The 11,981-nt window shown below is 64.3% G+C and carries 6 protein-coding genes; all 6 read left to right on the plus strand.

Going from position 1 to position 11,981, the window contains the following annotated elements:
• Positions 1-202: 202 nt before the first annotated feature.
• The 6 genes from recC to ACIPZF_RS26025 all read left to right on the plus strand — a co-directional run bounded on the left by recC (position 203) and on the right by ACIPZF_RS26025 (position 11,818).
• Positions 203-3,679: an exodeoxyribonuclease V subunit gamma gene (gene recC, locus ACIPZF_RS26000; RefSeq protein ID WP_400804916.1), complete on the plus strand. Its 3,477-nt coding sequence runs from the start codon at positions 203-205 to the stop codon at positions 3,677-3,679.
• Positions 3,676-7,347: an exodeoxyribonuclease V subunit beta gene (recB, locus tag ACIPZF_RS26005; protein ID WP_400804919.1), complete on the plus strand. Its 3,672-nt coding sequence runs from the start codon at positions 3,676-3,678 to the stop codon at positions 7,345-7,347. The genes recC and recB overlap by 4 nt, the downstream gene beginning before the upstream one ends.
• Positions 7,344-9,419 carry an exodeoxyribonuclease V subunit alpha gene (recD, locus tag ACIPZF_RS26010; RefSeq protein ID WP_400804921.1) on the plus strand — a complete coding sequence of 692 codons (2,076 nt, stop codon included), beginning with the start codon at positions 7,344-7,346 and terminating at the stop codon, positions 9,417-9,419. The genes recB and recD overlap by 4 nt, the downstream gene beginning before the upstream one ends.
• A gap of 69 nt (positions 9,420-9,488) precedes the next feature.
• Entirely contained in the window at positions 9,489-10,055 is a 567-nt protein-coding gene (locus ACIPZF_RS26015; protein ID WP_400804924.1) for a YfiR family protein, read from the plus strand.
• A complete protein-coding gene (locus ACIPZF_RS26020) occupies positions 10,052-11,323 on the plus strand; it encodes a diguanylate cyclase domain-containing protein (protein WP_400804927.1) in 1,272 nt (423 codons plus the stop codon). Before ACIPZF_RS26015 ends, ACIPZF_RS26020 begins: the two co-directional genes overlap by 4 nt.
• A 3-nt stretch (positions 11,324-11,326) precedes the next feature.
• Positions 11,327-11,818: an OmpA family protein gene (locus ACIPZF_RS26025; protein WP_400804930.1), complete on the plus strand. Its 492-nt coding sequence runs from the start codon at positions 11,327-11,329 to the stop codon at positions 11,816-11,818.
• Positions 11,819-11,981: the final 163 nt, after the last annotated feature.

The following is an 11,981-nucleotide window of genomic DNA, read 5'->3' on the forward strand; positions in this document are numbered from 1 at the left end:
GCAGTGAAACGATGCATCGCCGATGGTAGTGTGGGGTTTCCCCATGTGAGAGTAGGTCATCGTCAAGATTCATTTCGCAAAACCCCTATCTGCGCTAGCAGGTAGGGGTTTTGTCTTTTCTGGATTTTACTTAGCCCGGTTACGGCAGCTAGCCGTGATATCGTTCCCTATCAGTTCGCAGCCGCCTTCTAGAGAACCCTCAATGGCCAATTCCACCTCACTCCACCCCGGCTTCATGATCGTGCACGGCAACCGCCTTGACGACCTGCGCAGCCTGGTGGTGAGCTGGATGCGCCGCTATCCGCTGGCACCTCTGGAAAACGAGATCGCCCTGGTACAGAGCAATGGCATTGCCCAATGGCTAAAGCTGGCCTTGGCCGAAGACCCGCTCGACGATGATCAGGGAGGCTGTGGCATTGCCGCTGCCATCGATGTGCAGTTGCCAGGCAGCTTCATGTGGCAGCTTTACAGACAAATGTTGGGCCGTGAGGAGATTCCTGAGGTTTCTCTGCTTGATAAGGCACCTCTCACTTGGCGCCTCATGCGCCTGCTGCCAGCGCTCATCGAGCGCCCGCATTTCGAACCTCTGCGGCGCTTCCTCACCGATGACAGTGACCTGCGCAAACGCTATCAACTATCAGAACGCTTGGCTGACCTATTCGATCAATATCAGGTCTACCGCGCCGACTGGCTCAAGGACTGGGCTGCCGGTGAGCACATACTCAACACCGCCCGAAGCGAACGAAAACCACTGGCCCCCGGCAATCGCTGGCAAGCCGAGCTATGGCGAGCCCTGCTCGAAGATGTCGGCGAGCAGGGCATGGCCCAGAGCCGGGCTGGGGTGCATCAACGCTTCATCGAGCGCATCAACAGCCTTGAGCTGCCACCTGCCGGCCTGCCTTCACGGGTGATCGTGTTCGGCATCTCCTCCTTGCCCGCTCAAGCGTTGGAAGCGCTGGCGGGGCTCGCCCGTTTCAGCCAAGTGCTGCTGTGCGTGCACAACCCCTGTCGCCATCACTGGGCCGACATCGTTGCCGACAAGGATCTGCTGCGCCACCAGTACAAGCGCCAGCAACGCAAGCAGGGCATGCCGCTGCAGTTGGACGACGAGTCATTGCACCAGCACGCTCATCCCTTGCTGGCTGCCTGGGGCAAGCAAGGCCGTGACTACATCAACCTGCTCGACAGCTACGACGACCCCGGCAGTTACCAAGGTGTATTCAGCGATGGCCGCATCGACCTGTTCAGCGAAAGCGAGCCGACGAACCTGCTTAATCAACTGCAGGACGATATCCTCGAACTGCGCCCGCTCGCTGAAACCCGTGAACTGTGGCCTCAAGTCGATCCAGCCAAGGACCGTTCCGTGCGTTTTCACATCGCGCACAGCCCACAGCGTGAAGTGGAGATCTTGCACGACCAGCTGTTGGCGCGGTTCAGTGCCGACCCGACCCTACGCCCGCGTGACGTCATCGTCATGCTCCCGGCAATCGACATTTATGCGCCACATATTCGCGCCGTATTCGGCCAGTTGCAGCGCAATGACCCGCGCTACATCCCCTTCACCCTGACCGACCAGGGCCAGCGAGGGCGCGACCCGCTGCTGATTGCGCTGGAACATCTGCTCAAGCTGCCAGACAGCCGGTTCGCCGTCAGTGAAGTACTCGACCTGCTGGACGTTCCAGCGGTGCGCGCGCGCTTCGGCATCCGCGAAAGCGACCTGCCGACTCTACACCGCTGGATCGAAGGCGCCGGTATCCGCTGGGGCCTGAATGCCGAGCAGCGGGCAACCCTCGGCCTGCCCGAAGGCCTGGAGCAGAACAGCTGGCGGTTCGGCCTGCGGCGAATGCTGCTGGGGTATGCCGTCGGTATGGGCGAGGGCTGCGACGGCATCGAACCCTACGACGAAATCGGCGGCCTGGACGCGGCATTGATCGGCCCGCTGGTCGCCTTGCTCGACGCCCTCGATGTGGCCAACCAGGCCTTGTCCCAACCTGCCACGGCAGCCCAGTGGGGCGAGCGCCTGAATGCGTTGTTGCAGGTGTTCTTCCTCGCTGAGGACGAGCACGACGAGTACCTGCTGATGCAGCTGCAGGAGCTGCGCGATAGCTGGTTGGAGGTCTGCGAAACCGTCGGCCTGCAAGACCTGCTGCCGCTCACGGTTATCCGCGAGGCCTGGCTGTCCGGCCTCGACCAAGGCAAGTTGTCCCAGCGTTTTCTCGCAGGTTCGGTGAACTTCTGCACGCTCATGCCCATGCGCGCCATCCCGTTCCGGGTGGTCTGCCTGCTGGGCATGAACGATGGCGACTACCCACGCGCCCAGCAGCCGCTGGATTTCGACCTGATGGCCAGCGACTACCGCCCCGGCGATCGTTCGCGCCGTGAGGATGACCGTTACCTGTTGCTCGAAGCGTTGCTGTCGGCACGCGACCAGCTCTACATCAGCTGGGTAGGCCGCAGCATTCGCGACAACAGCGAGCGCCCGGCCTCGGTGCTCATCGGCCAGTTGCGCGATCACCTCGCCGGCGGCTGGCGGCTGGCCGGTGATGGCAATAACCCGCAGGCGGGCGAGCAGTTGCTACACGCACTGACGCAAGAGCACCCGCTGCAACCGTTCAGCCCCCGCTACTTCCAGAAGGGCAGTGCGCTGTTCAGCTATGCCCATGAGTGGCAGTTGCTGCACCAGCAAGTCGATGAGGATCAACAGCCCGCCCCCGCTCTGCCTCCTTACAGCAACGATGAAGCCCTGACCCTGACGCAGTTGCAGGACTTTCTGCGCCACCCGGTAAGGCATTTCTTCAGCCAGCGGCTGAAAGTGTTCTTCGAGGCGCTCGAAGCCCCGACGCCGGATGAAGAGCCTTTCGTCCTCGACGCACTGCAGCGCTACAGCGCCAGCGAACAGTTGCTCGGCGCCGCATTGGCCGACCCGGAAAACGCTGAACAGGCATTGCAGGCCCAGGCGCACCGCCTGCAGGCTTGCGGCATGCTGCCCTTGGCCGGGTTCGGCGAGTTGCTGCAGGCTGAGCTGATTCAGCCGCTGCCCGACCTGCTACAGCGTCACCGCCAGCTTCTGCAACGCTGGCCGGACGTGGTCGATGGCGCGCTGCCGATTCATTTCGAGCACGGCAGCCATCGCCTTGAAGGCTGGCTTGGCCGTGTGTATCAGGCTGATGATAAAAGCCTGCTGAGCATTACCACGGTGCCAAACACCATCAGCGCCGGGCGCAATGGCCTCAAGTGGCACCGCCTGATCAGCGGCTGGGTCATGCACCTCGCCGCTTGCGCCGCAGGCTACCCGCTACACAGCGCACTGCTGGCCAGTGATGTGACCTTGTTGCTCGCACCGCTGCCACAACACCAAGCTGCCGAGCAGCTGGGGCATCTGTTGGTGTCGCGCCAGGCCGCCATGAATGCGCCGCTACCGGTAGCCGCCAAGACCGCGTTCGCCTGGCTGGCCCAGGACGACCCTGATAAAGCGCTCGCCGCCGCCACCCGTGCCTACGAGGGCGACGGCCGCACCAGCTTCGGTGAGCGCAGCGAAAGCCTGGCCCTGGCTCGGCAGTTCCGCGACTTCGCCGCGCTCAGCGCTGACGAAACCTTTGAAGGCTGGTGCGAAACCCTGTACCGCCCGTTATTCAGCGCAGCCTGGCAGACCCTGGGCAATCCGGAGAGTGGCGCATGACCCAGGTCCGTCCCCTGGCATTGAGTTTTCCCCTGCACGGCAGCCAACTGATCGAGGCCAGCGCCGGCACCGGCAAGACCTTCACCATTTCTGCACTGTACCTGCGCCTGATCCTCGGCCATGGTGGCGATCAAGGCTTCGGCCGCGAGCTGCTGCCGCCGCAGATTCTCGTGGTGACCTTCACCGACGCCGCCACCAAGGAGCTGCGCGAGCGCATTCGTGCGCGGCTGGCCGAAGCGGCGCGTTTTTTCCGCGGCGAATTGCCAGGCGCCGATCCGCTGCTGCACCAGCTGCGTGACGACTACCCTGAGGACCTTTGGCCGCGCTGCGCGAACCGTCTTGAAGTCGCCGTGCAATGGATGGACGAAGCGGCCGTCTCGACCATCCATGGCTGGTGCCAGCGGATGTTGCGCGAGCACGCTTTCGACAGCGGCAGCCTGTTCACGCAAAGCCTGGAAACCGACCACAGCGATTTGCTCGGCCAGGTCATGCGCGACTACTGGCGGCGCTTTTGCTACGGCATGCAGGGCGAGGCTTTGGCCTGGGTGCGCAATCATTGGAGCAGTCCCGATGCGCTGTTGCCGCGGATCCGTCCGCTGTTTGGCCGCGTGCGTGCCGATCAGGACGAGCAGGATCCGCAAGCGCTGATCAATGATGCACTGCAGCAACGGGTCGACCAGCTGCGCCAGTTGAAGGCGCCCTGGCTGCAGTGGGCCGACGAGTTGCAGCAGATCTGCCGGGATGCCGTGGCAGCCAAGCAGGCGGATGGTCGCAAGCTGCAGGCGCGCTATTTCGAACCATGGATGGAAAAGCTGCGCCTTTGGGCCGCTGACGAGCAGGTAGTGGAGCTCGACCTGGGCACTGGCTTTACCCGCCTGACCCCTGACGGCATGGCCGAAGCCTGGAAGGTCGGTGAACCGCCTGAACACCCGGGCCTGCATGCCATGCAGAGCCTGCCGCAACAGTTGCAGGCTTTGGCCAGCCCGGATGCACGTTTGCTCGAACACGCCGCGGCCTGGGTCTCAGCGCGCTTCGAGGTGGAAAAGCGCCGCCGCGCCGAGATGGGTTTCGACGACATGCTGCTGCGCTTGCAGCATGCTTTGGCCAGTGACGCAGGCGAGCGGCTGGCCAGCCTGATACGCGAGCAGTTCCCGGTCGCGCTGATCGATGAATTCCAGGACACCGACCCCGTTCAGTACGGGATTTTCGAACGCATCTACTGCATCAGCGAAAACCGCGCGGAAACCGGCCTGTTCATGATCGGCGACCCCAAGCAGGCGATCTACGCCTTCCGTGGCGCCGACATCTACACCTATCTGTCCGCCCGACGTGCCACAGCCGGTCGGCTGCACAGCCTGGACACCAACTACCGCTCCAGCGAAGCGATGGTGGCGGCGGTCAATCAGGTGTTCCTGCAGGCCGAAGCGCGTGACCAAGGGCGCGGCGCCTTCCTGTTCCGCGAAGCCGACGACAACCCGCTGCCGTTCATCGAGGTGCGGGCGAAAGGGCGCAACGAACAGCTGGAGATCAACGGCGAAACCAGTGCTGCCCTGCAATGCTGGAAGTTGGAAAGCGATGAACCCGTATCAAGCACCTTGTACCGACAACAAATGGCAGCCAGTTGCGCCAGCCACATTGTTGCCCTGCTAAATGGTGCTCAACACGGCGTCAGCGGCTTACGTCAGGCTGACGGCGAACTTCGCCCATGTCTGCCGTCCGACATCGCCATTCTGGTACGCGACGGTCACGAGGCACAGTTGGTCCGTGCAGAGCTGGCCGCCCGCGATGTGCGCAGCGTGTACCTCTCGGACAAGGACTCGGTGTTCGCCGCTCAAGAGGCGCATGACCTGCTGGCCTGGCTCAAGGCCTGCGCCGAGCCCGATTCCGAGCGTCTGCTAAAAGCCGCCCTTGCCAGCCTGACGCTGGACTTGTCATTGCTCGAGCTTGACCAGCTGAACCAGGACGAGCGCGTTTGGGAAGCCTGGGTCATGCGTTTTCGTCGCTACCGCGACACCTGGCAGCGCCAGGGCGTGCTGCCGATGTTGCGGCACCTGCTGCACGACTTCCAGCTGCCGCGCACGCTCATTGCGCGCAGCGATGGCGAGCGGGTGCTGACCAACCTGCTGCACCTGGCCGAGCTGCTGCAGCAGGCGGCCGGCGAGCTGGATGGCGAGCAGGCGCTGATTCGCCATCTTGCCGAGCACCTCTCCCATTCCGGCCAGGCCGGTGATGAGCAGATCCTGCGCCTCGAAAGCGACGAACAGCTGGTCAAGGTGGTAACCATCCACAAGTCCAAGGGCCTGGAATACCCCTTGGTCTACCTGCCGTTCATCTGTACCCACAAGCCGGTGGACGGCAGCCGCCTGCCGTTGGCCTGGCATGACAGCCAAGGCAACGCGCAGATGACCTTGAGCCCCGACCAGGCGCAAATAGCCCTGGCCGATGACGAGCGCCTGGCTGAAGACCTGCGCTTGCTCTATGTGGCCCTGACTCGCGCCCAACACGCCTGCTGGCTGGGTGTCGCCGACCTCAAGCGTGGTAACCAGAAGAGCTCGCAGCTGCACCGTTCCGCGCTCGGCTACCTGCTTGGCGGTGGCCTCCCGTTGCAGGGTTCGGCACAACTGGGGGAGTGGCTGCAGCATTTGTTGGAGGGCTGCCCTCACATTACCTGCCCAGGCGTGCCGCAGGTCGATGACACGTGCTACCGCACGCCCCACGATGAACACGAGCTGTTGCCTGCCCGCAAACCACGTCGCGCAGCGTCAGAGCATTGGTGGATCGCGTCCTACAGTGCCTTGCGGGTAGGTGAGCAGACGCTGGGGGCCGATAGCTCTCAGGCGCAGCAGCTGCTCGATGATGAGGTCGTGGACGCGCAAGTGTTGCGCGAAGTGCCTGCTGACGGCGGCGACATCCATCGCTTCCCACGCGGGCCGAATCCCGGCACTTTTCTTCATGGCCTGCTCGAATGGGCCGGCCGCGAAGGCTTTGCCGAAGTCGCCGCCAATCCCAAGCTGATCGAGCGCACCGTGGGCCAGCGCTGCAACCGCCGCGACTGGACCGGCTGGATTCCAACGCTCAGCCAATGGCTGCAGCAGCTGCTCAGCGAGCCCCTGCCAGCCCACGGTGCGACCCTGACACTGGCGCACCTGCAGCACTACCAGATCGAAATGGAATTCTGGTTTGCCAGCCACCAGGTCGACGCCGAGCAACTGGACCGGCTGGTGGCCCGCCACACCCACGCAGGCGCAGCGCGCCCGGCCGCTCAGCCGACCTTGCTCAACGGCATGTTCAAGGGCTTCATCGACCTGGCCTTCGAGATGGACGGGCGCTACTACGTGGCCGACTACAAGTCCAACTGGCTCGGCCCGGACATCCAGGCTTACGACGCTTTGGCCATGGAGAAGGCGATCCTCGCGCACCGCTACGACCTCCAGTACGTGCTCTATCTGCTGGCCCTGCATCGCCAGTTGCGCGCGCGGTTGCCCGATTACGATTACGACCTGCATGTCGGCGGTGCCTTGTTCATCTTCCTGCGCGGCGCCAACAGCAGTGGCCATGGCGTGTATTTCGCCAAGCCGCCGCGCGAGCTGATCGAGGCCCTCGACGCGTTGTTCCGGGGTGTACACACCCCTCAACAGCAGGACCTGTTTGCCGGAGTCGCGCCATGAGCCGTACCCTCGATGACCTCTTGCCCACGCCGCTGAACGCCGAGCATCTGTTGGCGCTGGCCCCCCAACGCAACAGCGCAGACCTGCTGCAACTGCTCGACCGTTGGGTCGAGCGTGGCTGGCTGCGCGCCCTCGACCGTGCGTTCGTGTCCTTCCTCGAAGAGCGCGCTCCCGGCAGTGACCCTCTATTACTGCTGGCTGCCGCGTTGGCCAGCCATCAACTAGGCCACGGGCATGTCTGTCTCGACTTGCAGCAGACCCTCGCCGAGCCGGACTTCGCCCTGTCGCTGCCCCCGGAAGGCGATGCGCTGGCCGGCCCCTTGCTGCTGCCTTCGCAATTACTCGCCAACCTCGATCTGCACACCTGGCGCCAACGGATTGCCGCAAGCCCCTTGGTGGCCGCTGGCAACACCCCCGGCCAGCACGCGCGACCGCTTGTCATCAGCGCCGAGCGCCTGTACCTGCGCCGCTACTGGAGCTATGAGCGGCAGATCGACGAAGCCCTGCGCCATCGCCTCAGCCAGGCTGACGCGGCCCCGGCAGACTTGCCGGCGCGCCTGGCGCAGCTGTTCGATGAAGGCGCCTTGGCCGGCCAGGTGGACTGGCAGAAACTGGCCTGCGCCCTGGCCACCCGCGCAGGCTTCAGCATCATCACTGGCGGCCCCGGTACCGGCAAGACCACCACGGTCGTGCGCCTGTTGGCCTTGCTCCAGGCACCTGCGGTGGAGCAGGGCAGGTCGTTGCGCATTCGCCTGGCGGCACCGACCGGCAAGGCCGCCGCGCGCCTGACCGAATCCATCGGCCAGCAGGTCGAGCGCTTGCAGGTGAGCGACGATGTGCGCCGGCAGATTCCCACCGATGTCAGCACCGTGCACCGCTTGCTCGGCAGCCGCCCAGGCTCGCGGCACTTCCGTCACCACGCCGGCAACCCGCTGCCGCTGGATGTGCTGGTGGTCGATGAAGCGTCGATGATCGACCTGGAAATGATGGCCAACCTGCTTGATGCACTGCCACCCAAAGCACGGCTGATTTTGCTGGGCGACAAGGACCAGCTGGCCTCCGTGGAGGCGGGCGCGGTGCTCGGGGACCTGTGCCGGGATGCCGAAGAGGGCTGCTACTCGCCCGCAACGCAGGCCTGGCTGGAGCAGATCGGCGGCCAGTCGTTGGCCGACAGCGGCCTCAAGGCTGGCGACGCACACCGCAACCCCTTGGCCCAACAAGTGGTGATGCTGCGGTTCTCCCGGCGCTTTGGCGAAGGCAGCGGCATCGGCCAGTTGGCCCGCCTGGTCAATCGCCAGCAGGCCCAGGCGGCACGCGACCTGTTGACGATGCCGCCAGCAGATATGTTCGGCCTGGCCCTGCGCGGTGAGCACGATCGCGCGTTCGACCGCTTGATACTCGATGGCCTCAACCGCGGTGCCGAAGGCCCACAAGGCTATCGCAGCTACCTGCGGGCGATCGGCCGCTTCCGTCCCGCACTGGGTAGCGCCTTTGACGACCCATGCTGGGAGCAGTGGGCCGGCAAGGTGCTGCGCAGTTTCGAAGACTTCCAGTTGCTGTGTGCGGTGCGCAAGGGCGCCTGGGGTGTCGAAGGGCTGAACGAGCGGGTGGCGCGCGTGCTGCACAGTGCCGGGCTGATCGACAGCCAGCAGCCTTGGTACGAGGGCCGGCCCGTGCTGGTAACGCGTAACGACTACGGCCTCGGCCTGATGAACGGTGACATCGGCATCGCCCTGCGCTTGCCGGATGAGCAGGGTGAGCCGTTGCTGCGTGTGGCCTTCCCACGTAACGACGGCAGCGGCGGGGTACGTTTCGTCCTGCCCAGCCGCCTGAACGAAGTGGAAACGGTGTTCGCCATGACCGTGCACAAATCCCAGGGTTCGGAATTCAGCCACACTGCGCTGGTGTTGCCGGACGCGCTCAACCCGGTACTGACCAAGGAACTGGTATACACCGGTATTACCCGGGCCAAGCACTGCTTCAGCTTGATCGAACCACGCCAGGGCATTTTCGAGGAGGCCGTGGCGCGCAAGGTAAGGCGGATCTCCGGGCTGATGCTCGAGCAGGTATAGCCCGACTGGATTGGCGGCGTTGTGCTATCGTTGCGCCAACATCTGAAGGGACTTTACGAGATTTCCCACATGACAGTGGCCGGGAAACGAATGACGGGCTGTGTGCATTCGCTGTTGCTGGCCGTGCTGCTGCTATTGGCAGGCCCTGCCTGGGCGGAAGATTCGGCCACCTCTTTGCAGGCCCTGCAGCGGGCCAGGGCGGTGACCCAGGTAGTGCTGGGCATTCTCAGCTATGCGCGCTGGCCAGCCGAACCGGTGCCGCTGCGCCTGTGTCTGGTAGGCCCCACCGAATACGCCGATGACCTGATCAAAGGCAACCTGCAGAACTCCGGCCAACCGCTGCAGGTGCGCCGCCTGCTTGCCGATGACCGCGAAGTGGCCCAGGCCTGCGATGCGGTGTATATCGGCAAGCTTGACCCCGGGCAGCGTGATCGGTTGTTCCAGGCGGTCAGCGGCCACCCGGTCTTGAGCATCAGCGAAGCCGACGACCCCTGCACGGTCGGCAGCTTGTTCTGCCTGCGAGTGAGTGACCAGCAGGTAGCCTTCGAGGTCAACCTCGACTCCGTGGCACGTTCTGGCGTGCGTATCCACCCCAGCGTGCTGCAATTGTCGCGGCGCCGGGCGGTGCAGCCATGAAGCCCATCGGCCAAAAACGCGTTCGTCCGACGCTGCGCTCGGTACTCGGCCGTGGCCACCTTAGCGTGGCCCTGCTGGCTGTCGGCCTGGCCGGGATCTCACTGACTGTACTGGGTGTGCTCGCCCTGCGCGTTTACGCGGATCACAACCTGCACCTGATCGCCCGCTCGATCAATTACACCGTTGAAGCCGCCGTGGTGTTCGATGACAGTGCTGCGGCCAACGAGGCGCTGGAATTGATCGCCCGGTCCGAAGAAGTGGCCGATGCCAAGGTGTTCAACAACGACGGGGAGCTGCTGGCGCACTGGCGGCGCAACGCTGACGGTATGCTCGGGCAGCTGGAAGCACAGGTGGCAACGGCCTTGCAGGGTGAACCGATCCATCTGCCGATCATGCATCAGCAGCAGAACGTCGGGCACATCGAGCTGACCGGCCAGGGGCGCAGCCTGTTGCTGTTCCTGCTCAGCGGCCTCGGCGGCATCCTGTTGTGTACGGCCCTCAGCGCGTTTGTCGCCCTGTACCTGTCGCGGCGCCTGCTCGGCGATATCGTCCGACCGCTGCGTGCGCTGGCCAGTGTCGCCCACGGCGCCCGCCGCGAGCGCAGTTTCGACCGCCGCGTGCCGGAAGCGCCCATTGCCGAACTCAACGAGCTTGGCAACGACTTCAACGCCTTGCTCGATGAACTGGAGGTCTGGCACAGCCACCTGCAGAGCGAGAATGCCACCCTGGCGCATCAGGCCAGCCACGACAGCCTCACCGGCCTGCCCAATCGCGCCTTCTTCGAGGGCCGGCTCAGCCGCAGCCTGCGCAATGCTGCGCGGCAGCAGGATCACATGGCGCTGTTGTTCCTCGACAGCGACCACTTCAAACAGATCAATGACAACCTCGGCCACGCCGTGGGTGACGAAGTGCTGATCAACGTGGCCGACCGTGTGCGCGCTCAGCTGCGCGAGCACGATTTGGTTGCGCGCCTGGGCGGCGATGAGTTCGCCGTGCTGCTGACTCCGCTGCAATCACGCGAAGACGCCGAGCGCATCGCCGAGAAGATCATCGCCAGCATGCACCTGCCGATGCTGTTGGACAGTGGTGGCAGCATCAGCACTTCGCTAAGCGTCGGCATCGCCTTTTACCCCGAGGATGGCGACGACTCCGCCAGCCTTCTCAATGCCGCAGACGCGGCGATGTACCAGGCCAAGCGCAAGCGCCGTGGCCAGTGGCAAGCGGCGCAGACGGAACGGTCCGCCGCCGAAATCAAGAACAGGAGCTGAACCGTGATACAGCGTTTGCGTTTTCCATTCGTCGCCTTGCTGCTGGCCTTGCTGGCGCTGACCGGCTGCCAGAGCACTCCGCAGAAAGGGCTGACGGCCGAACAGGTCGCCGTGCTCAAGCGCGAAGGCTTTGCCCCCACTGACGAGGGTTGGGCGTTTGATCTGTCGGGCAAGGTGCTGTTCGGCAGTGACCTGGACAGCCTCAACGGCGCTAGCCAGGCGATCGTCGAGCGTATTGGCAAGGCATTACTGGGCGTGGGCATCCAGGGTGTGCGGGTCGATGGCCATGCCGATGCCTCGGGCAAGGCGGCCTACAACCAGCAGCTGTCAGAACGCCGGGCACAGAGCGTGGCGAAGGCGTTGATCGGCGTAGGTATGCCGGCGCAGAACATCAATACCCGAGGTTTGGGTAGCAGCCAGCCGGTGGCGGATAACCGCACCAGTGCGGGGCGCACCGAGAACCGGCGGGTGTCGATTGTGGTGGCGTCCTACTGACAGCACACAACCCCAGTGGAAGCGGCTTCAGCCGCGAAGCAAGCGACGCGGTGGATGGCACCGGCGTTGCCGGTGTTCGCGGCTGAAGCCGCTTGTGTCTTGAAGGGGGATTAGAATCTGGAGTGAGAGCGGTGAATGACAAGCTGAGTGCCGCAGGTGCCAC

Source organism: Pseudomonas sp. NPDC089752, from assembly GCF_044748725.1.
Taxonomy (GTDB): Bacteria; Pseudomonadota; Gammaproteobacteria; order Pseudomonadales; family Pseudomonadaceae; genus Aquipseudomonas.

Excerpts from the sequence above, each read along its gene's own strand:
- recD (WP_400804921.1), top strand. The coding sequence starts at position 7,344 with ATGAGCCGTACCCTCGATGACCTCTTGCCCACGCCGCTGAACGCCGAG.
- ACIPZF_RS26020 (WP_400804927.1), top strand. The coding sequence starts at position 10,052 with ATGAAGCCCATCGGCCAAAAACGCGTTCGTCCGACGCTGCGCTCGGTA.
- recC (WP_400804916.1), top strand. The coding sequence starts at position 203 with ATGGCCAATTCCACCTCACTCCACCCCGGCTTCATGATCGTGCACGGC.
- recB (WP_400804919.1), top strand. The coding sequence starts at position 3,676 with ATGACCCAGGTCCGTCCCCTGGCATTGAGTTTTCCCCTGCACGGCAGC.
- ACIPZF_RS26015 (WP_400804924.1), top strand. The coding sequence starts at position 9,489 with ATGACAGTGGCCGGGAAACGAATGACGGGCTGTGTGCATTCGCTGTTG.